Origin of the sequence: Magnetospirillum sp. XM-1, assembly GCF_001511835.1 — a bacterium.
Taxonomy (GTDB): domain Bacteria; phylum Pseudomonadota; class Alphaproteobacteria; order Rhodospirillales; family Magnetospirillaceae; genus Phaeospirillum.
Genome location: NZ_LN997848.1, coordinates 1,079,599 through 1,099,183, shown reverse-complemented (window position 1 = coordinate 1,099,183; position 19,585 = coordinate 1,079,599). Strand labels below are relative to the sequence as shown.

The 19,585-nt window shown below is 67.4% G+C and carries 18 protein-coding genes; 8 read left to right on the top strand and 10 right to left on the bottom strand.

Going from position 1 to position 19,585, the window contains the following annotated elements; genetic code table 11:
• Positions 1–2: 2 nt before the first annotated feature.
• Positions 3–3,467 (bottom strand): pyruvate carboxylase, encoded by a 3,465-nt coding sequence (locus XM1_RS05230; RefSeq protein WP_068430822.1) that lies wholly within the window; start codon positions 3,465–3,467, stop codon positions 3–5.
• Between the two features lie 147 nt (positions 3,468–3,614).
• On the opposite strand from XM1_RS05230, the gene XM1_RS05225 reads away from it, so the two are divergent.
• Together XM1_RS05225 and XM1_RS05220 are read left to right on the top strand one after the other, a co-directional pair.
• On the top strand, positions 3,615–4,391 hold the full coding sequence (locus XM1_RS05225; RefSeq protein ID WP_082700385.1) for an FCD domain-containing protein: 777 nt from the start codon (positions 3,615–3,617) through the stop codon (positions 4,389–4,391).
• Positions 4,391–4,831: a nucleoside deaminase gene (locus XM1_RS05220; RefSeq protein ID WP_068430818.1), complete on the top strand. Its 441-nt coding sequence runs from the start codon at positions 4,391–4,393 to the stop codon at positions 4,829–4,831. Before XM1_RS05225 ends, XM1_RS05220 begins: the two co-directional genes overlap by 1 nt.
• A gap of 345 nt (positions 4,832–5,176) precedes the next feature.
• On the opposite strand, the gene XM1_RS05215 is transcribed toward XM1_RS05220, so the two are convergent.
• The 3 genes from XM1_RS05215 to XM1_RS05205 all read right to left on the bottom strand — a co-directional run bounded on the left by XM1_RS05215 (position 5,177) and on the right by XM1_RS05205 (position 8,442).
• A complete protein-coding gene (locus XM1_RS05215) occupies positions 5,177–6,205 on the bottom strand; it encodes an IS110 family transposase (protein WP_068430816.1) in 1,029 nt (342 codons plus the stop codon).
• 112 nt (positions 6,206–6,317) lie between these two features.
• The gene (locus XM1_RS05210) at positions 6,318–6,794 is read right to left on the bottom strand and encodes a TNT domain-containing protein (RefSeq protein ID WP_068430812.1); all 477 of its coding nucleotides are present in this window, start codon (positions 6,792–6,794) and stop codon (positions 6,318–6,320) included.
• A 133-nt stretch (positions 6,795–6,927) separates the two neighbouring features.
• Entirely contained in the window at positions 6,928–8,442 is a 1,515-nt protein-coding gene (locus XM1_RS05205; RefSeq protein WP_068430808.1) for a UbiD family decarboxylase, read from the bottom strand.
• Between the two features lie 193 nt (positions 8,443–8,635).
• On the opposite strand from XM1_RS05205, the gene XM1_RS05200 reads away from it, so the two are divergent.
• Both XM1_RS05200 and XM1_RS05195 read left to right on the top strand, forming a co-directional pair.
• Positions 8,636–10,414 carry an HD family phosphohydrolase gene (locus XM1_RS05200; protein ID WP_068430805.1) on the top strand — a complete coding sequence of 593 codons (1,779 nt, stop codon included), beginning with the start codon at positions 8,636–8,638 and terminating at the stop codon, positions 10,412–10,414.
• A 3-nt stretch (positions 10,415–10,417) separates the two neighbouring features.
• A complete protein-coding gene (locus XM1_RS05195; protein WP_068430801.1) occupies positions 10,418–10,939 on the top strand; it encodes a dihydrofolate reductase family protein in 522 nt (173 codons plus the stop codon).
• Here the strand turns inward: XM1_RS05195 and XM1_RS05190 are convergent.
• The 3 genes from XM1_RS05190 to XM1_RS05180 form a co-directional block, all read right to left on the bottom strand.
• Entirely contained in the window at positions 10,936–12,231 is a 1,296-nt protein-coding gene (locus tag XM1_RS05190; protein ID WP_068430798.1) for a TAXI family TRAP transporter solute-binding subunit, read from the bottom strand. The genes XM1_RS05195 and XM1_RS05190 overlap by 4 nt on opposite strands.
• Positions 12,232–12,316: 85 nt before the next feature.
• Positions 12,317–13,906, bottom strand: coding sequence for a copper resistance D family protein (locus XM1_RS05185; RefSeq protein WP_068430795.1), 1,590 nt, complete (start codon positions 13,904–13,906; stop codon positions 12,317–12,319).
• Between the two features lie 13 nt (positions 13,907–13,919).
• Positions 13,920–14,279: a copper resistance CopC family protein gene (locus tag XM1_RS05180; protein ID WP_068430792.1), complete on the bottom strand. Its 360-nt coding sequence runs from the start codon at positions 14,277–14,279 to the stop codon at positions 13,920–13,922.
• Between the two features lie 159 nt (positions 14,280–14,438).
• Here XM1_RS05180 and XM1_RS05175 point away from each other — a divergent pair, with 159 nt between their 5' ends.
• Positions 14,439–15,410, top strand: coding sequence for a glycosyltransferase family 2 protein (locus XM1_RS05175; RefSeq protein WP_068430789.1), 972 nt, complete (start codon positions 14,439–14,441; stop codon positions 15,408–15,410).
• On the opposite strand, the gene XM1_RS05170 is transcribed toward XM1_RS05175, so the two are convergent.
• Positions 15,407–16,174 (bottom strand): SPOR domain-containing protein, encoded by a 768-nt coding sequence (locus tag XM1_RS05170; RefSeq protein ID WP_231920690.1) that lies wholly within the window; start codon positions 16,172–16,174, stop codon positions 15,407–15,409. The genes XM1_RS05175 and XM1_RS05170 overlap by 4 nt on opposite strands.
• 61 nt (positions 16,175–16,235) lie before the next feature.
• On the opposite strand from XM1_RS05170, the gene XM1_RS05165 reads away from it, so the two are divergent.
• Positions 16,236–16,433, top strand: coding sequence for a hypothetical protein (locus XM1_RS05165; RefSeq protein WP_068430786.1), 198 nt, complete (start codon positions 16,236–16,238; stop codon positions 16,431–16,433).
• Here XM1_RS05165 and XM1_RS05160 read toward each other — a convergent pair.
• The gene (locus XM1_RS05160) at positions 16,411–17,340 is read right to left on the bottom strand and encodes a LysR family transcriptional regulator (RefSeq protein WP_068430783.1); all 930 of its coding nucleotides are present in this window, start codon (positions 17,338–17,340) and stop codon (positions 16,411–16,413) included. The genes XM1_RS05165 and XM1_RS05160 overlap by 23 nt on opposite strands.
• A 91-nt stretch (positions 17,341–17,431) precedes the next feature.
• Between XM1_RS05160 and XM1_RS05155 the strand changes: the two genes are divergently transcribed.
• Positions 17,432–18,199, top strand: coding sequence for a class III extradiol ring-cleavage dioxygenase (locus XM1_RS05155; protein WP_068430780.1), 768 nt, complete (start codon positions 17,432–17,434; stop codon positions 18,197–18,199).
• A 49-nt stretch (positions 18,200–18,248) separates the two neighbouring features.
• The gene (locus XM1_RS05150; protein WP_068430777.1) at positions 18,249–18,656 is read left to right on the top strand and encodes a bacteriohemerythrin; all 408 of its coding nucleotides are present in this window, start codon (positions 18,249–18,251) and stop codon (positions 18,654–18,656) included.
• Positions 18,657–18,798: 142 nt separating this feature from the next.
• Here the strand turns inward: XM1_RS05150 and XM1_RS05145 are convergent, their stop codons facing one another.
• A complete protein-coding gene (locus XM1_RS05145; RefSeq protein ID WP_068430774.1) occupies positions 18,799–19,518 on the bottom strand; it encodes a DUF2786 domain-containing protein in 720 nt (239 codons plus the stop codon).
• Positions 19,519–19,585: the final 67 nt, after the last annotated feature.

Sequence of the window (19,585 nt, the reverse complement as noted above, 5' to 3'; positions counted from 1 at the left end):
AGCTACCCTCCCAATACTACCAGCAGGTCCTTGGCCTCCACCTGAGTGCCGGGGGTGACGGCGATGGAGGCGACGGTGCCGACCCGTTCGGCGCGCACCAATGTCTCCATCTTCATGGCCTCGATGGAGACCAGCAGGTCGCCCTTTTCCACCGCTTGGCCGGCATGGACGGCGACGGAGACCACCAGACCCGGCATGGGCGCGCCCACATGGTCGGCATTGCCGGCCTCGGCCTTGGGCCGTGCCATGCGGGCGGGCGCCACCTTGCGGTCGAAGACGCGCACGGTGCGCGGCTGGCCGTTCAGTTCGAAGAACACCTTGCGCGAGCCGTCCTCCTCGGCCTCCGCCGTGGCGAGGTACCGGACGATCAGGCTCTTGCCCTTTTCCAGGTCGATGCTGATCTCCTGGCCGGGCGACATACCCCAGAAGAACACGTCGGTGGGAAGGGCCGAGACGTCGCCGTATTGCCGCTGGTGAAGGGCGAACTCGGCGAACACCTTGGGATACATCAGCCAGGAGGCCAGCTCCGCCTCGGACAGCTTGCGGCCCGCCTTCTTCTCGGCCTCCTCGCGCACGGCCGCCAGGTCGGCGGCGGGCAACACCGCGCCGGGCCGCACGGTGATGGGCTTGGCCGATCCCAGCACCTTCTTCTGCAAGGCGGCCGGGAAGCCGCCGACGGGCTGGCCCAGGTCGCCCTTGAAGAACGACACCACGGATTCGGGGAAGGCGATCTCACGCTCCGGGTCCAGCACGTCCTCAGGGCTAAGGCTGCTGGTCACCATCATCAGGGCCATGTCGCCCACCACCTTGGAGGTGGGCGTCACCTTGACCACGTCGCCGAACATGGAATTGACGTCGGCATAGGCCTTGGCCACCCAGTCCCAGTGCTGCTCGACGCCCAGCGATCTCGCCTGGGCGCGCAAATTGGTGTACTGGCCGCCCGGCATCTCGTGGCCGTAGACCTCGGCGGTGCCCGACCGGATGTTGGCCTCGAAGGGGGCGTAGAGCGTGCGCACGCCCTCCCAGTAGCGCGACAGGCCGTTCAGCGCCCCCTGGTCCAGGCCGGGATCGCGGTCGTGGCCGGAAAGCGCCGCGCAGATGGAGCCCAAGGGCGGCTGGCTGGTCAGGCCGCTCATGGCATCCATGGCGGCGTCCACCGCATCCACCCCGGCGTCGACGGCGGCCAGGACAGAGGCCGCCGACAGGCCCGAGGTGTCGTGGGTGTGGAAGTGGATGGGCAGGCCCACCTCCTGCTTCAGCGCGGTGACCAGGGCCGAGATGGCGCGCGGCCGGGCCAGACCCGCCATGTCCTTGATGCCGAGGATGTGGGCGCCGGCCTTCTCCAGCGCCTTGGCCATGGCCACGTAGTATTTGAGGTCGTATTTGGGCCGGGCGGCATCGAAGATGTCGCCGGTGTAGCAGATGGCCGCCTCGCACACCTTGCCCGAGTCCCGCACCGCGTCGATGGCCACATGCATGTTGTCGACCCAGTTGAGCGAGTCGAAGACGCGGAACACGTCGACGCCATTGGACGCCGCCTGGGCGACGAAGTGCTTCACCACGTTGTCGGGGTAGTTGGTGTAGCCCACCGCGTTGGCCGAGCGCAGCAGCATCTGCAAAAGCAGGTTGGGCATGGCGGCGCGCAACGCCCGCAGGCGCTCCCACGGGTCCTCGCGCAGGAAGCGCATGGCCACGTCGAAGGTGGCGCCGCCCCAGCATTCCACCGAGAACAGGCCGGGCAGCAACCGGGCATAGGCCGGAGCGGCGGCCAGCATGTCGTGGCTGCGCATGCGGGTGGCGAACAGCGACTGGTGGGCGTCGCGCATGGTGGTGTCGGTGACCAGCACGCGCTTTTGCTCCAGCATCCACTTGCCCAAGCCTTCCGCGCCCAGCGTGTCGAGCAGTTGCTTGGTGCCCTCGGGCGGCTTGGCCGCCGGCACGGGCGGCAAATCGGGACGGTGGCCGAGGACGGGGCGCTTCAGGCCCATTACGTCCGGGTTGCCGTTGACCATGACGTCGCCCATGAAGGACAGCACCTTGGTGGCGCGGTCGCGGCGGTCCTGGCGGGCGAACAACTCCGGCGTCTCGTCGATGAAGCGGGTGGTGTAGGCGCAGCCCACGAATTTGGGATGCTCGATCACCGCTTCTAGGAAGGTGAGGTTGGTGGCGACGCCGCGGATGCGGAACTCGCGCAGGGCGCGGTCCATGCGGGCGATGGCCTCTTCCGGGGTGGGGGCCCAGGCGGTGACCTTCTCTAGGAGCGAATCGTAGTGCCGGGTGATCAGCGCGCCCGAGAACGCCGTGCCGCCGTCCAGGCGGATGCCGAAGCCGTTGGCGCCGCGATAGGCGGTGATGCGGCCGTAATCGGGGATGAAGCTGTTGGCCGGGTCCTCGGTGGTGATGCGGCACTGGATGGCGTGGCCGTTCAAGGGAATGTCCGCCTGACGCGGCACGTCCGAGCCCGGCGCGCCGATGGGAGCGCCGCCGGCGATCCTGATCTGCGCCTTGACGATGTCGATGCCGGTGACCACCTCGGTCACCGTGTGCTCCACCTGGACGCGCGGGTTAACCTCGATGAAGTAGAAAGACCCCGTCTCCATGTCCATCAGGAACTCGACGGTGCCGGCGTTCTCGTAACCGGCGGCGCGGGCCAGACGCACGGCGGTCTCGCACAATTCCGCCCGCTGGCGGCCGTCGAGATAGGGCGCAGGGGCGCGCTCGACCACCTTCTGGTTACGGCGCTGCACCGAGCAGTCACGCTCGTAGAGATGCACCAGATTGCCCTGGGAATCGCCCAGGATCTGCACCTCCACGTGCCGCGCCCGGCGCACCAGCTTTTCCAGGTAGACCTCGTCGTTGCCAAACGCCGCCTTGGCCTCGCGCCGCGCCACCGCCAGCAGTTCCTCCAGCTCGGACTCGGCCTCGATCACCCGCATGCCGCGTCCGCCGCCGCCCCAGCTGGCTTTGAGCATCAGGGGATAGCCGACGGCCGCCGCCAGATTTTTGCACTCGCCCAGATCGGCGGGCAGCGGCCCGGTGGCGGGCATCACCGGCACCCCGGCCTTTTCCGCCAGGGCGCGCGCCGCCACCTTGTTGCCCAACAGGCGCATGACCTCGGACGAGGGGCCGACGAAGGCCATTCCCGCCGCCCGCACCGCGTCGGCGAAGTCCGGATTCTCGGACAGGAAGCCGTAGCCGGGATGCACGGCGTCGCAGCCTGCCTCCTTACCCACCCGGATCATCTCGTCGATGGAAAGGTAGGCCTCGATGGGCCCGCTTCCCTTACCGATCAGATAGCTCTCATCCGCCTTGAAGCGGTGGAGCGCGAAGCGGTCCTCGGTGGAATAGACCGCCACGGTGCCCAGCCCCAATTCGGTGGCGGCACGGCAGATGCGGATGGCGATCTCGCCGCGATTGGCGACCAGAAGCTTGGCGAAGGGAGGCTTGCCCGAGGCGGAAGGGATCATGGTTCACCATGTTGATCGTTGACGAAGCGCTGGATAATTCTTTTTACCAGCCTTGTAAACAGGAGCTTTGAGCTTACCATTAAACAGAGGCGGCTTTACATGCGCGGAAGGTGGAGGTAGACAAAACCTTCACGCAGAGGGCAGGACATGACGGAACCGATCAGGCCGGCCAAGCTGGCCGATACCATTGCCGACCATTTGGAACAGCTTATCCTCGAGGGCAGCCTGCGGCCAGGGGAACGCCTGCTGGCCGAGCGCGAGCTGGCCCAGCGCTTCGACGTGTCACGGCCCTCTCTTCGCGAGGCGCTGGAGAAGCTGGAAAACCGCGGCCTGCTGAAATCCGGGCGCGGCGGCGCCACCTATGTCGCCCCCCTGCTGGGCGAGGGCTTTACCGAGCCCTTGTATTCCGCCCTGGCGTCCCGGCCGGAAACCACCTTCGACTATCTGGAATTCCGCCGCTACGTCGAGGGCTCGGCCGCCTATTTCGCGGCCCTGCGCGGCACCGACGTGGACCGCGACCTGATCCGCGAATGCTTCGAGAAGATGGAAATCGCCCACCAGAAGGACGATTCCAGCGACGAGGCCGAAACCGACGCCGACTTCCATCTGGCCGTCTACGAGGCGTCGCACAATCTGGTGATGCTGCACATCATGCGCTCGCTGTCGGACATGCTGCGCAAGGACGTGTTCTACAACCGCGCCAAGCTGTACCAGCGCCAGGGCGTGCGGGAATTGCTGCTGGAGCAGCACCGCGCCGTCTACCTGACGGTGATGGCCGGCGACCCCGACGCCGCCAAGGCCGCGGCGGAAGCCCATATCGACTTCACCCGCGACGCCCTGATGGAGATCGCCAAGGCCGACGCCCGGCTGGAAGTCTCCCTGCGCCGCATCGCCAAGACCGATCTGGTGGCGGCCAAGCGCTGATGGCCGGCTTCATGGCCCAGGCCCTGGCCGAGGCCGAAGCGGCCGGCGCCCGCGGCGAGGTGCCGGTGGGCACGGTGGTGGTCCGGGACGGCGAGGTCATCGCGCGCGCCGGCAACCGGGTCGAGGAGCTGGGCGACCCCACGGCGCATGCCGAGATGCTGGCCTTGCGCGCCGCCACGACCCTTCTCGGCGACAAGCGGCTCGATGATTGCGACCTCTACGTCACCCTGGAACCCTGCCCCATGTGCGCGGCGGCCATCTCGCTGGCTCGGATAAGGCGGCTCTATTTCGGCGCCTACGACCCCAAGGGCGGCGGGGTGGAGCACGGCGCCAAGGTCTTCGACCACGCCACCTGCCACCACCGCCCCGAAATCTACGGCGGGCTGGAGGAAAGCCGCTCGGCGGACCTGCTCAGGGCCTTCTTCGCCGAACGGCGCTAGGCAAGCTTGCCTAGCCTTATGTTTGCCCCGTGGCCTTAGCGCGCGCCTTCCGCGCGCTTGGCCGCGGCCTCAATGGCCGCTGGTCGCGTCGTGCGTCATGTGTGGACAGCCCCTGCGTTGCAAGGAGATTTTTTCGCGCTGACGCCCCGGTCGGGTGCAGTCATGTGTCCGGCCTGTTTGCGCGGCACTCTGACCGCTGGCCATGATGTGATCCGTGAAACGGCTCCCGATCAGATTTACGACCTTGGCGGCCATGACGTACGCTGGGTTTTGCCGTTCCTTGGATTGACCGGTCGCCATCACGCTTTCATCGCCCTCGCAACTGGTTGTTCCTCGCGCTCTTTCTCAGGCGGCCTGTGCTGCCGCGTCGTGATAGAGGCCACCCTTGGCGAGGATGGCCCAGGCGGTGCGCGCCATCTTGTTGGCCAGGGCGACGGAGATCTGCCGTGCCGTCTTACCCCGCGCCATCATGCCCGCCAGCCATGTGCCTTGCTCTTTGCGCCGCCGCCATAAAGTGCCGGTGGCGCCGACCACCAGGAGCGACCGCAGATAGCGGTCCCCAGCCTTGGTGATCGGCCCCAGCACGGTTTTGCCACCGGTGGAATTCTGCGATGGCACCAGCCCCAGCCAGGCGGCGAAGTCTCGCCCCGTCTTGAAGCGCTTGGGATCGCCCATGGCGGCAACGATGGCGCTGGCGATCAGCGGGCCGATGCCGGGAATGGAGGCGACCCTCTGGCTGTCGGCGTCGTTACGGTGCCATCTCAGGATTTCGTGATCCAGCGCATCGATCTTGGAGTCGGTCTCACGCACATGCGCGGCCAGCATCGCCATGGCTTCACGAGCCGCCTGAGGCAATGCCGCATCCGGTGCGTCCAGCGCACAGACGACCAGCCTTGCCAGCCCACCTTGCCCCTCCGGTTCGATGATGCCGTATTCGGCAAAATGCGACCGCAGCGCATTGCCGAGCATGGTGCGCTGGGTCACCAACAGGCGGCGGGTGCGATGGAGCATCAGCACCGCTTGCGCCTCCTCGCTCTTGACCGGCACGAACTCCATGTGCGGCCGTGTCACCGCCTCGGCGATCGCCGCAGCGTCGGCTGCGTCGTTCTTCCGTCCTCGCTTGACATAGGGCTTGACCCGCGAGGGCGGGATCAGGCGCACCTCATGCCCCAGTTTGGCCAGCGTCCGCGCCCAATAATGGGCTGAGGCGCACGCCTCCATCCCCACCACGCAGGGCGACAGCTTGGCGAAGAACGTCACGACCTCGGAGCGGCGCAACTGCCGCCGGATCGTCACGGCACCGTCGCCATCGACCCCGTGGACCTGGAAAACCCGCTTCGCCAGATCAAAACCAATCGTGCTAACCTCGGTCATGGACGGCCCCCTTCAAATGGTGTGTCTCGACAACCACCATCTTGGCGCATTGCGACGCCGGTGAGCAGGGGCCGTCCACCCCATCAGATTTGACGCTCGACGCTCTGAAACCTCAGCCGCAGGACGGTCGCCCCGCCTCGACCCGCTCGAGCGTCCCGTCGGCCACCAGTTCGGCGGCGGTGACCGAGGTGCGGAATTGCGGCGCGCCGCCCTTCTGGTCGAACCAGGGCGCCGCCCTGCCCGACCAGGCCACCAGGGGCTTGACCACCCGATAGCTGGAATAGGGCGCGGCCGAGCAGACATAGGGCAGCGCCCGCGACGCATAGGCGGTGCCCTGGGGATTGAACTGCTTGCCCTTATCGCAGCCGAAGCGGTCGATCACCATGCCCGGTGTCAGAATCACCGTGACAGTGATCTCGGTGCTCCATTCGTGGGTCGGCCAGCGCAGGTTGCCCTGGCCATCCTTCCACCGGCTGGAGATATCGGGCCGGACGTCGACATCGCGGCATTCGGCCCGGGCCGGACCAGCCGGCAACGACAAACCGAACACGGCCAACGCGGCCGCCGTCAAAAGCGATCTGATACGCATCGAAGAGTCTCCCCCAAGACCCAAACCCCGGAGAGGAGTATGCATCCGAAGGGAAATCCCGTCACGTCACATACAACTATATCATGTGGCGAGATGTCATGACTTGTATCATAGGACCGCCAAACCAAGCGACCTATCGCCAGATGGGTCTACCCGAGCCCGGCAACCCGTATTCCGCCCAGCGCTGGCTGACCCGGTCCACCACCTCGTCGCTCATCCGGATCTTCTCGCCCCATTCCCGGTGGGTCTCCGGCGGCCATTTGTTGGTGGCGTCCAGGCCCAGCTTTCCCCCTAAGCCCGATTCCGGGCTGGCGAAGTCGAGATAGTCGATGGGCGTGCCCTCCACCACCGTGATGTCGCGGGCGGGGTCCATGCGGGTCGAGACGGCCCACATGACGTCCTTCCAGTCGCGCGCATTGATGTCGTCGTCCACCACGATGACGAACTTGGTGTACATGAACTGCTTCAAGAAGCTCCACACCCCGAACATCACCCGCTTGGCGTGGCCGGGATAGGCCTTCTTGATGCTGACCACGGCGATGCGATAGGAGCAGCCCTCGGGCGGCAGCCAGAAATCGACGATTTCCGGGAATTGCTGCGCCAAGAGGGGGATGAATACCTCGTTCAGCGCTTCGCCCAGCACGCTGGGCTCGTCCGGCGGCCGGCCGGTGAAGGTGGAGAGGTAGATGGGGTCCTTGCGCATGGTGACGGCCGAGACGCGGAACACCGGGAAGTCCTCCACCGAGTTGTAATAGCCGGTGTGGTCGCCATAGGGGCCTTCCGGCCCGGTCTCGTCGAGCATGACATGGCCTTCCAGGACGATCTCGGCCTCGGCCGGGACCTTCAGCGGCACCGTCTTGCACTCCACCAGGTCCAGCTTCTTGCCGCGCAACAGGCCGGCGAACTGGTATTCCGACAGGGTCTCGGGCACCGGGGTCACGGCGGCGATGATGGTGCCGGGATCGGCGCCGATCACCACGGCCGCCGGCATGGGTTCCCGCTTTTCCTTGCCCCAACGCTGGAAATGCTGGGCGCCGCCCCGATGCTTCAGCCAGCGCATCAGGGTGGTGTTCCGGCCCGTCACCTGCATGCGGTAGATTCCTAAGTTGAAATTGTCGCGCTTGTCCTCGGACGGATTGGGCCCCTGGGTCACCACCAGCGGCCAGGTGATCAGCGGCGCCGGCTCGCCCGGCCAGCAGCCCTGGATGGGCAGTTGCGACAGGTCCACGTCGTCGCCCTTCAGCACCACCTGCTGGCAGGGAGCAGAGCCCACCGTCTTGGGCCGCATGGCCATCACGGTCTTGGCCAGCGGCAGCATCTCGAGCGCCTCGCGCCAGCCGCCGGGCGGCTCGGGCTGTTTCAGGAAGGCCAGCGTCTCGCCCACCTCGCGCAACTGGGCGGGTTCGCGGTCCATGCCCCAGGCGACGCGCTCCACCGTACCGAACAGGTTGACCAGCACCGGCATGGCATATTTCGAGCCGTCGGCCCGCACCACGTTCTCGAACAGCACCGCCGGGCCGCCCTCGGCCAGCAGGCGGGTCTGGATCTCGGTCATCTCCAGATGCGGCGACACCGGCGCGCTCACCCGCCTCAGCCGTCCGGCCTTTTCCAGGCGGGCGATGAAGTCGCGCAGGGATTCGTAGGGCATGGGGGGCTCTCCTTTGCGTCCGGCCCACAGGGGAGTACGATCCCGTCTTGCCGTCAAGGGGCACATCACCCAGATAAGAAACAGACACAAATGTAACAGGATGTAGTGCTTTTACCCGACTTCACGCTAAGCCCAAATCGGCGTAGGCTGGGTAGGGGTATCATTTGGTCTACCCTAAGGGGGATGGTCGCCTATGGCTTCGGTACATAAGAAGGAAGAGCGTTACCGGACGCTGATCGAGCTGGGCATCGCGCTCTCGGCCGAACGCAACCACAACCGGCTGATGGAGAAGATCCTTCAGGGCGCCAAGAGCATGTGCAACGCCGACGGCGGCACGCTCTACCTGATGACCGAGGCCAAGGACGGTCTTCGGTTCGAGATCATGCTCAACGACACGCTCAACATCGCCATGGGCGGCACCACGGGAAAGCCCATCCCCTTCCCGCCGCTCAGGCTGTACGACGACGAAGGCAAGGCCAACCACAAGAACGTGTCCAGCTCGTGTGCGCTGACCGGGCAGACGGTCAACATCGCCGACGCCTACGACGTGGACAAGTACGACTTTTCCGGCACCAAGGCCTTCGACACCAAGACCGGCTACCGCTCCAAATCCTTCCTCACCGTTCCCTTGAAGAACTACGAGGGCGAGGTGATCGGCGTGCTGCAACTGATCAACGCCCGCGACGGCCGCAACCGCATCGTCGAGTTCGGACCCGACATCACGCCCCTGATCGAGGCCCTGGCCTCCCAGGCGGCGGTGGCGCTGGACAACCAGCGCCTGATCGAGGCCCAGAAGAACCTGTTCAAGAGCTTCATCCAGGTGATCGCCGGCTCCATCGACGCCAAGAGCCCCTATACCGGCGGCCACTGCCACCGGGTGCCGGCCATCACCTTCATGCTGGCCGAGAAGGCCTGCGAGGCCACCGAGGGCCCCTTCGCCGATTTCAACCTGACCGAGGACGAGTGGTACGAGTTGGAGGTGGCCGGCGGCCTGCACGATTGCGGCAAGGTCACCACGCCCGAATACATCGTCGACAAGGCCACCAAGCTGGAGACCATCTACAACCGCATCCACGAGGTGCGCATGCGCTTCGAGGTGGCCAAGCGCGACACGGTCATCACCTACCTGGAAGGCCTGGTGGCCGGCGAGGAGAAGGCCGAGACACTGAAGGCCCGCATGGATGCGGAACTGGCCGCGCTTGACGACGATTTCGCCTTCGTGGCCGAAAGCAATGTGGGCGGCGAGTTCATGGCCCCCGACAAGGTCGAGCGGCTGAAGACCATCGCCGAGCGCAGCTGGGTCCGCACGCTGGACGACACCCTGGGCCTGTCCTTGGACGAGATGCGCCGGCGCACCGGCGACGAGCCCAAGCCGCCGGTTCCTGAGAAGATGCTGGCCGACAAGGACTGGCACGTCATTCCCCACGAGGTCAACGTGGACACCGCCCGCTACGATGCCGAGGGCTTCAAGATGAAGCCGCTGGAGAACCGCTACAATCTGGGCGAGCTCTACAACCTGGCCATCGGGCGCGGCACGCTGACCGCCGAGGACCGCTTCAAGATCAACGACCACATCGTGCAGACCATCTTCATGCTGAAGGCCCTGCCCTTCCCCAAGAACCTGGCCCGCGTCGCCGAATGGGCCGGCGGCCACCACGAGAAGATGGACGGCACCGGCTATCCCAAGGGCCTGAAGCGCGACGAGATGTCGCTGCCCGCCCGCATGATGGCGGTGGCCGACATCTTCGAGGCGCTGACCGCCGCCGACCGCCCCTACAAGAAGCCCAAGACCCTGTCGGAATCGCTGAAGATCATGTCGTTCATGGTCAAGGACCAGCATATCGACCAGGATCTGTGGGAGCTGTTCCTCACCTCCGGCGTCTGGAAGGACTACGCCGAGAAGTATCTGCGCCCCGAGCAGGTGGATGCGGTGGACATCGCCAACTACCTGCCCAGGAAGGCGGCCGAATAGGGGATGGCCACCGGCTTTCGCGCCTATATCGCCGCCAGCCTGGACGGCTATATTGCCGATGCGGACGGCTCCATCGCCTGGTTGAAGCCGTTCGATGCCATCGATTACGGCTTCGACGAGTTCATGGAGCATATGGGCACGGTGGTCATGGGCCGCACCACCTACGAGCACCTGCACGCCATGGGGCACTGGCCCCACTCGGACAAGCGTTGCATCGTGGTGACGTCACGCTCCATGGAGACCGCGCCCGACAACGTCGAACCCTGGCTGGGCGACCTCGCCCAACTGGTGGCCGAGTTGAAAGCCTCGACCGACGGCGACGTCTGGGTGGCGGGCGGGGCCAAGGCCTTGCGCGCCTTCATGGATCTGGGCGCCATCGACCATTTCGACCTGTTCATCATGCCCGTCCTGCTGGGCCGGGGCCGGCGGCTGTTCGAGCCCAGCGAACGCGGCGGCCGCATGACCCTGCTGGGCGCCAAGACCTACATCAACGGCGTGGTGCGCCTCAGCTACGTAGTCGGCTAGCTCAACGCGCGACGGGCGGCCGCCACCGCGTCGCGGGCCGCGTCGTAGGCCAGGCGGAAGCCTTCCAGGCCGCGCGGCGAGATGGCTCCGTCGGCCAGTCCCGACAGCACGCCGTCCAGCACCATCTCGATCTCCGCCTCGACGGCATCCAGTTCCTGGCCGTCGCAGGCGGCCCGCGCCCGCTCGCGCAGCGCCGCCAGGGCATGGGCGCGGCTGCCGGCGTGGACGGGCGGGCGACGGAACACCATGCCGTAAAGGGCCACGGCGCCCGAACCCAGGATGCCGGCGGCGTAAAGGCCGATGAAGACCATGTCGGCATAGCGGTCGAACAGCGTCTTGACCTCGCCGCTGACGTATTGCTGGGCGCCGGGATGAATGGCGATCAGCGCCACCTTCTCGGTGGACGGCGGCTCGATGCGGGTGGCGAAGGTCTGCTCCACCGCCAATTGCCGCCCGTTCTCGAACAGGGCGCGCATCAGCTCCACCACGTGCTGTTCGGGCAGCTTGGCGCGGGCCACCAGCAGCCGCTGCACCGCCACGGTATCCAGATCGTCGTCGGGAATGCGGGGCGAGCCCGACAGCAATCCGGCCTCGATCGTCTGGGCGTAGAGGCCGGGAATCTTGCGCTCCAGCGCGCTGGCGTCCGAGACGGGGCGGACGGCGTATCCCTTGAGGCCGCGCTCGAGCGTGGCGAAGCCCTCCGCGCCGGCGAGACGCGACAGCGGCAGAAGCAGGATGGCGGCGTCGGCCCCGCCGCCCGGGCCCAGCAGCGGAGCCAGCGGCGTTCCCGGCGGCACCGCGACGACCGCGGCGGCGCGGCCGTCATGGCGGTACTGCTCCATCAGGCGGCGGAACAGTGCCTCGTTGCGGCCGTCGCGGTCCATCACCACGGTGCGCCGCTTTTCCAGATCGGCCAGCGAGCGGATCTTGCTCTTGGCCGGGGTGATGAACAGCAGGACCTGCTCTTCCAGGACGGCGATGGAGCGGGCCATGGGCGGAATGCGGCGGTCGTCGCTGCGCACCAGGGCCAGGTCCGCCTCGCCCTGGGCCAGCCAGGCCATGCCCTGCTGCCCGCTTTCGGTCGGCTTCAGCTCCAGGCGGATGGAGGCGCGGTTCTGGGTCAGCACCTCGGCCAGCTTGCGGGCGAAGCGGTATTCGGGCGACGGTTCGGGAGACACCGCCAGGGTGACCAGTGTGGGCTTGATGTACCAATAACCCGCCACCCCGGCGGCGGCGGCCGACAGCGCCACGGTCGCCAGGATCAGGAGCAGGATGGTCGTGCGGTTGCGCATTAAACCCTGTTCCCTTCCCTCAATCGCCGGGCGCCGACCGTGGCGCGGCCCCTTGGGCCTGGCCGAGGCCCCGGCGATATTACGCCTACGGCAGCTCGCGATAGAAGATCAGCAGCAGCCCGACCATGGAGAAGCAGATGGGCCACAACAGGCCGGCCACCCGCCTGGCCCTGCCGTCGCCCCGGATCTCCAGCCAGCGCAGCCAGCCCGACATCACGCCGAACAGGCCCATGGGGATGTGGCTGAACTCGATCAGGAAGCGTTCCTTGACGTCGGTGAGCGTGTGGTTGTGGACAAGCAGCAGGCCGGCCCCCACCGCGCACAGGACGGGGAAGATCAGGGCGGCGCGCTCGGATTTCAGGCGTCCGGTGCGCACCCCCCATTCGAACAGGCCGAAGGGGAACAGCAGCAGCCCCACCACCCGGTGCTGGAACACCTCGGGATCGGCCAGCGCCTCGAAGAAGCCCTTGGGACCGATGGGCCAGCTTTCCGGGTCCGAGCGCAAGATGATGGCACCGCCGATCACCAGGAACATCAGCGGCCAATGCCGGGCCGGGCCGACGCCCATGCGGTGGGCCATGGCGCCCAGGCCCATGGCCAGCACGAAGATGCCGGCCCAGTTGTGGTTGAACTCCGACCACATCTTGTCGGCCACCTCGGTGGCGGCCGAGCGCTCCATGCCCACCTGGGTGAGCGTCGCCGAATCCGGGCTGACCAGGCGCGGCGGCCGGGTGGGGGCCATGCGCTCGACGATCTCCATGATCGTCGCCTGGTGCTGGGTCTGGTCGGCGGCGGGCGGCTGCGAGGCCATGGAGGCAGCGATCATCAGCACGGTGATGCCGATGCCGATCTCCACCTCGGCGAAGCGGCGCAGGCGGAACTGCCCCTTGTCCAGGCTTTCCGAGCGGGTGGACTGGCGGTTCATGGCCGCCAGGAACAAGAGAACCGCCAGCAGGGTGATCTTGGCCCCGGTCATGATGCCGTAGGCGGTGCCGATCAGGGCGCCCGGCGTGGCGATGTAGCCCCAGGCCAGCATGGCGGCGCCCACCAGCAGCAGCCCCACCGCCCCGGTGAACAGGTGCGAGAAGCGCATGCCCACCATCAAGCGGTCCTTGGACGCGCTCACATGGGACAGGGCCAGCAGCATGAAGGGGATGCCCCCGATCCACAGCGAGGCGCCGGCCTGATGCAGGGCGTCGGCCAGGATGTAGTACTCGCGCTCGTCCACCCGGGCGAAGGCATGGCTGGACATCACCGACGCGCCGAGGACCACCATGGACAGCAGGGCCAGGGACGACAGCTGGGCGGGATTGGCCGCCATGCGCGCCGTCACCGCCAAGGCGAGGGCGGCCACCGCCATGATGATGTTCCACTGGACGAAATCGGCCCCGATGGCGTCGTGGGCGTGAATTTCCAGGCCGGCCACCAGCTGGGCGAGATTGGCGAAGATGGACAGGCCCGCCACCACGACCAGGGCGAAGCCGCCTTTGGCGATCCAGCCCAGGCCGGTGCGCTCCATGGCGACGACGCCGCGGCCCAGCCTGGGCGCCAGCGGCCGGGAAAAGCCCAGCAGGAACAAAACGCCGCCCAGGATCACCGACTGGGCGGTCAGTTGCAGGCCGCGCAGGATGACGGCGAAGAAAGCGAGGATGTCGGGAGGCAGGGTGGTCAGCATGGCGGCCCGCCCCTCAAGGTGCGATGGTCAGGAAGGGCACCTGACCACGGCTGACATGGCCGTCCACCGACAGCACGTCCCAGAACAGGATATAGCGGCCGGGCGCCAGCCCCTCGGCGCGGGCGACCAGCTCCGCCTCGTTGGCGCCCTGCAGCGCGGGCAGGGTCGTCGCCCCGGCGGGTCCCTTGAGCGACAGGCGCGACCGCTTGGCGTCGATACGGCTGTTGTAGCGCAGGTGGAACTCCACCTTGGCGCCAACCACCTCGGCATCGGCGGGCGGCGTGGAATCCACCAGGACGGCATGGGCGCGGGCGTCGGTGGCCCCCAGCAGCCCCAAGGCCACCATCAGGGCGAACAGCACGGATCGAATCATCGGACGAAGGTCCCGGAACGGTCGAAAGTATCGGTCGGACGGTGCCATGGACAAGCGCTTCAGGCAAGTGCGCTGCAATAATATTGCCTGCAAACCTGCGTTGCTCCCACGGGCCCATGGTGACATGCTTAGGAAAACACCCCTGCCGGACAAACGCCCATGACCGCGAATTCGCACCAGATTTCGCCCCCCACCCTGTCGGTGGTCATTCCCTGCTACAACGAGGGGGAAAACGTCGCCCTGCTGTTTGGCCGGCTTTTGCCGGCGCTTTCGGCGCTGGGCGTTTCGTTCGAGGTGGTCTGCATCAACGACGGCTCCAGGGACAACACCCTGGACCGCCTGCTGGAGGTGCAGAAGGGCGAGTCCCGCCTGAGAATCATCGACCTGTCGCGCAATTTCGGCAAGGAGAAGGCGCTGTCGGCCGGGCTGTTCCACAGCCGGGGTCAGGCGGTGGTGCCCATGGACGCCGACCTGCAGCACCCGCCCGAGGCCATCGCCGACATGCTGGCCAAGTGGCGCGAAGGCTTCGAGGTGGTGTTCGCCCGGCGCGACGCCCGTACCGGCCAAAGCGTCTCGGAAAAGGCGTTCGCCAAGGGCTTCTACTGGGTGTTCGACCACCTGTCCGACGTGCGCCTGCCGCGCGAGGTGGGCGATTTCCGCCTGATGGACCGCAAGGTGGTGGACACCATCAACAGCATGCCCGAGCGCTCGCGCTTCATGAAGGGCATCTTCGCCTGGGTGGGCTACCGCCAGGCCGAGATCGTCTACACCCAGGGCGAACGGGCGGCGGGCACCACCAAGTTCACGCCATGGAAGCTTTTGCGCTTCGCCTTCGACGGCCTGACCTCGTTCTCCAATTTCCCGCTCCGGGTCTGGGGCGGCGTGGGCGCGGTGGTGTCGTCGCTGGCCTTCCTCTACATCGTCTTCCGCCTGATCCGCACCATGATCTGGGGCGTCGACGTGCCCGGCTACGAATCCATCCTGATGTCGGTGTTGTTCCTGGGCGGCATCCAGCTGCTGACGCTGGGCATCATCGGCGACTATCTCGGCCGGGTGTTCGACGAGGTGAAGGGCCGCCCGCTGTTCATCGTCCGCCAGCTCTACGAGCCAGGGGAAGGGAACGAAGCCTAGCGCGTCCTCGACCAGCAGGACATGCCCTTGGCCGCCGCGCTGGCGCAGAAGGCGTCGATGGCCTCGGCCGGGCCCACCGCCACCAGCCGGTACCAGCGGCCCTGTCCCTCGACCTTGTTGGCGATGATCTCGGGGGTCAGCCCCTTGCGATCAAGGCGCAGGCGTTTCCAATCCTGCTCGGCCGCCGCCTTGGTGCGGTAGGAACCGATTTGCATGCGCGCCGGAACAGGGGCGGGCGCGGCCGCCACCTCGGCCGGAGGGGGAGGCGGTTCGACCACCGCCGCCACGGGCGCTTCCTCCGGCGGCTGCAAAGCCAGACGCTCGATCTCGGCCTTGGCGGGGATGTAACCGGCTGCGGCGGCCTTGCCCAGCCGGGCCATGCCCTGTTCCTTGTTCGCCGGCAGGTCCGGCCCGCCGCGCAGGTAAAGCATGCCCAGATTGTAATCGGCGCTGATCACGCCCCCGTCGGCGGCCACCTGATACCAGGCGGCGGCCATGTGGCCGTCAGCTTCCACCCCCAGGCCCTGGCGGTAGAGATGGCCCAGATTGCGGGCCGCCTCGCTGTCGCCCAGTTCGGCGGCGCGCTGCCATTGGCGGGCCGCCTCGGCGTGCATGTCCTCGTGGAACGCCGCCAGGCCGCCGTAGAAATAATGGTCGCGGATGGTCTGCATGGGCTCGGGCGCCGGCGAACAGGCCGCCAGCAGGGCCAGAAACGCGATCGCCGCAAGACGTCGAAAATTTTCGCCTTTTGCGTAGGAATTCACAGAGCGCATCCGTTCGAAAGAGTAGCGTGTATCAGGCAATCACCGTATCGGCTCGACGTCCATGAACGACACCTTGCGCATAGACCTTACCGACTGGGCGACGCTGTTGGAAGTTCTCGACGGCGCCCAGGCCCCCTTCGCCGCCCTGTCGTCGCTGACCGCCGCCTGGGTCGCCGCCATCGCGGCGCGCTGCACCCCGGCCGCGCCGCCGCCCTGCCCTCCCGCCGCCGAGGGCGTCACGTGGCGGCTGGTCCCGTGATGCCGCGATCCCAATAGGGCTCCGGCCCGAACGTCCCCGCCAGATGGTCGACGAAGGCGCGGACCTTGGGCGACAGGTGGCGGCCGTGGGGATAGACCGCGTTGAGCGAGGAATCCAGCGGCACGTAGCGCTCGAGCAGCGGCACCAGCGTCCCGGCGCGGATGTCGTCGCCGAGAAAGAAGCTGGGCAGCAGCACGATCCCCATCCCGGCCAGGGCCATGTCGCGCAGCACGTCGCCGTTGTCGGCGTGAAAGCGCCCCCCGACCTCCACCTGCAGCGGCTTGCCGTCATCGCCGACGAAGCGCCACTCCGAATGGACCGCGTTGCCGTGGGTCAGGCAATCGTGGGCGGCGAGCTCCTCGGGACGCGTGGGCGCGCCCCGCCGCTCCAGATAGGCCGGCGAGGCCGCCGCCAGCCGGCGGACGGGGGCGAGACGGCGCACGATCAGCGAGGAATCGGCCAGCCGCCCGATGCGCACCGCCACGTCCCAGCCCTCCTCCACCAGATCCACGTGCCGGTCGGTGAAGCCCATCTCCAGCTCAATCTCGGGATAGCGCTCGAGGAAACCGGGCAGGCAGGCCGACAGGTGGCCGATGCCGAAGGACAAGGGCGCGCTGACCCGAAGGCGGCCGCGCGGCACCGCCTGGAGATGGCTGACCAGCAGGTTGGCCTCGTCCAGGTCAGCCAGGATGCGCTGGCAGCGTTCCAAATAGGCGCGCCCGGCCTCGGTGGGCGACAGCGAGCGGGTGGTCCGGTGCAACAGCCGCACCCCCAGATCGGCCTCCAGCGCCGAGACCTGCCGGCTGATCATGGATTTCGACAGGCCGAGACGCCGCGCCGCCTCGGAAAAGCTGCCGGTCTCCGCCACCCGGACGAAGGCGACGATGGTTTCGAAGCGGGGCGTCATAGATGCCTCCGAGACAACAATATGTTTAAATCATCCTGCATTGTTGCGGGTGGCCCGAAAAGCGTATTCTTTCCCCATTGGAGGAAAGATCATGGATTTCACCACCCTGTTCCTGTCCCACGGCTCGCCCATGATGGTGCTGGAGGACACGCCCACCCGCCGCTTCCTGATCGAGCTGGGGCGGACCATACCGAAGCCGCCGGCGGTCATCGCCGTGTCGGCCCATTGGCAGACCAGCCAGCCGGTGCTGGGCTTCGCCGCCTGGCCGGACAAGATCAACGACATCTTCGGCTTTCCCGCCGAGCTGTACCAGTTGGACTACGCCCCGCCCGGCGCGCCGATGGTGGCGGCGCGGGCCGCCGACCGGCTGGGCGAATCCTGCCGCCGCGATCCCGGGGCCGGCATCGACCACTCCATCTGGTCCGTGATGAGCCTGATGTGGCCCGAGGCCGACGTGCCGGTGGTGCCGCTTTCGGTTCAGCCCCAGGCCGGCGCGGCGCACCACTACTTCCTGGGCCGCCGTCTGGCGCCGCTGGTGGCGGAAGGCGTGCTGGTGATCGGCTCGGGCGCCGCCACCCACAATCTCGAGGATTACTTCCGCCGCAAGGTGAAAGCCGACATCGAGCCCGAGGTGGCGGAGTTCACCCAATGGCTGGCCGAGACGGCGGAACGGGGCGACGTCGCCGCGCTGCTGGACTACCGCGCCCGCGCCCCCCATGCCGAGCACAACCACCCCACCGAGGAGCATCTGCTGCCCTTCTTCGTCGCGCTCGGCGCCGCCGCCCATGGCGAGGCCCGCCGCCTGCACCAGGATGTGGATTCCGGCGTGCTGGCCATGGACGCCTTTGGGTTCCGGTAACCGTCCCGGCCATGCTAGACTTGATCAAAGTTAAAACGGGGGACCCGACATGGCCTACCTGCAGTGGACGGAAAACTTAAGCGTCGGCGTCGCCCGCATGGACGAGCATCACAAGAAGCTGGTCGACCTGATCAACCGGGTGTTCGACGCCATGAGCGGCGACGCCGCCTCCACCGTCGACGGCGTGCTGGCCGAACTGCTCGACTACACCCGCTATCACTTCGCCGAGGAGGAAAAGCTGCTGGCGGCCTGCTCCTTTCCCGACCTGGAGGAGCATCAGGCGGTGCATCGCGCCATGGTCAAGGAGGTGCTGGAGATGCGCGCCCGCCACCTGGACAATCCCGCCTCGGTGACCGCGTCGGAGACCCTGGACTTCCTATCCAAATGGCTGATGCGCCACATCATCGGCAAGGACCTGCGCTATCGCCCCTTCGCCGAGAGCCACCCGGCGGGCTGAACGCCGGCCACTCATTCCCCCTCCCCCGGCTTGCCGGGGGAGGGTTGGGGTGGGGGCTGACGGAAACAGGAATACGGGCGGCCACGCCCCCCTCCCGACCTCCCCCCACCACTTTGTGGCGGGGAGGAGGAGAGGCTGAACCTCAGAACAGGGCGTACTGGCTGACCGGCGCGCCGGCCTTGCCGCGGCGGGCGGCGGGCGGCGGCGGGGCGCTGGCGCGGCGCGGCGCGGGCTCGGCCCGGACCACGGGGGCCGGAGCCGGCGGAACCGCCGCGGCCAAGGGCGGCGGCAGGGGATGGCTCTGGTCGGCGATGCGTTCGTCCAGCTCCACCTTCAAGGCGGCGGCCACCAGGCCGAGGCGGCGGTTTTCGGCTTCGAGGCGGTCGGCGCGGCCCTTCAGCGAATCGAACTGGGCTCCCAGGCGTTCGGCCAGTTCGGCGGCCTGGACGAGGTCGGCATGCAGGGCGCGCTCGGCCGCCTGGGCGGAATCGGCGCGGCGCTTCTCGGCCCCCAGGGTTTCGCGCAGTTCGTCCAGTTCGGCCTTCAGGCGGATGGTTTGCGCCACGTCCTGGGCGGCGGCGGCCAATCCACCCCCCGCCACGGGACCACCCTGGCGCAGCTTCTCGTTCTCGGAGCGCAGATGGCGGATTTCGTTGCGCAGGTCGAAGACCGTGTCTTCCAGATCCTCCAGCCGGGTGGCGCTGACCACCGGCCCGCCCTCGGCGAGGCGCGACGCCAGGGCGACGAAGTCGAGCCCGGCCGATTCCAGCAGCCGCCCAGCGGTGCGCAGCGCGTGCAGCGCCTCGGCATCGTTGTCGGAAGCGGCCAGCGCCAGCACCTTGGCGAGTCTCTGAACGTCCATGAACCCCTACCCCGCAGGAATGGGCGATTCTGTCAAAAGGCGAGTCGGGGAGCAAACCATATTTTGT

Excerpts from the sequence above, each read along its gene's own strand:
- XM1_RS05180 (WP_068430792.1), bottom strand. The coding sequence starts at position 14,279 with ATGATTCGATCCGTGCTGTTCGCCCTGATGGTGGCCTTGGGGCTGCTG.
- XM1_RS05190 (WP_068430798.1), bottom strand. The coding sequence starts at position 12,231 with ATGCGCAACCGCACGACCATCCTGCTCCTGATCCTGGCGACCGTGGCG.
- XM1_RS05175 (WP_068430789.1), top strand. The coding sequence starts at position 14,439 with ATGACCGCGAATTCGCACCAGATTTCGCCCCCCACCCTGTCGGTGGTC.
- XM1_RS05225 (WP_082700385.1), top strand. The coding sequence starts at position 3,615 with ATGACGGAACCGATCAGGCCGGCCAAGCTGGCCGATACCATTGCCGAC.
- XM1_RS05200 (WP_068430805.1), top strand. The coding sequence starts at position 8,636 with ATGGCTTCGGTACATAAGAAGGAAGAGCGTTACCGGACGCTGATCGAG.
- XM1_RS05155 (WP_068430780.1), top strand. The coding sequence starts at position 17,432 with ATGGATTTCACCACCCTGTTCCTGTCCCACGGCTCGCCCATGATGGTG.
- XM1_RS05220 (WP_068430818.1), top strand. The coding sequence starts at position 4,391 with ATGGCCGGCTTCATGGCCCAGGCCCTGGCCGAGGCCGAAGCGGCCGGC.
- XM1_RS05215 (WP_068430816.1), bottom strand. The coding sequence starts at position 6,205 with ATGACCGAGGTTAGCACGATTGGTTTTGATCTGGCGAAGCGGGTTTTC.
- XM1_RS05145 (WP_068430774.1), bottom strand. The coding sequence starts at position 19,518 with ATGGACGTTCAGAGACTCGCCAAGGTGCTGGCGCTGGCCGCTTCCGAC.
- XM1_RS05150 (WP_068430777.1), top strand. The coding sequence starts at position 18,249 with ATGGCCTACCTGCAGTGGACGGAAAACTTAAGCGTCGGCGTCGCCCGC.
- XM1_RS05185 (WP_068430795.1), bottom strand. The coding sequence starts at position 13,906 with ATGCTGACCACCCTGCCTCCCGACATCCTCGCTTTCTTCGCCGTCATC.
- XM1_RS05165 (WP_068430786.1), top strand. The coding sequence starts at position 16,236 with ATGAACGACACCTTGCGCATAGACCTTACCGACTGGGCGACGCTGTTG.
- XM1_RS05195 (WP_068430801.1), top strand. The coding sequence starts at position 10,418 with ATGGCCACCGGCTTTCGCGCCTATATCGCCGCCAGCCTGGACGGCTAT.
- XM1_RS05230 (WP_068430822.1), bottom strand. The coding sequence starts at position 3,467 with ATGATCCCTTCCGCCTCGGGCAAGCCTCCCTTCGCCAAGCTTCTGGTC.
- XM1_RS05210 (WP_068430812.1), bottom strand. The coding sequence starts at position 6,794 with ATGCGTATCAGATCGCTTTTGACGGCGGCCGCGTTGGCCGTGTTCGGT.
- XM1_RS05160 (WP_068430783.1), bottom strand. The coding sequence starts at position 17,340 with ATGACGCCCCGCTTCGAAACCATCGTCGCCTTCGTCCGGGTGGCGGAG.
- XM1_RS05205 (WP_068430808.1), bottom strand. The coding sequence starts at position 8,442 with ATGCCCTACGAATCCCTGCGCGACTTCATCGCCCGCCTGGAAAAGGCC.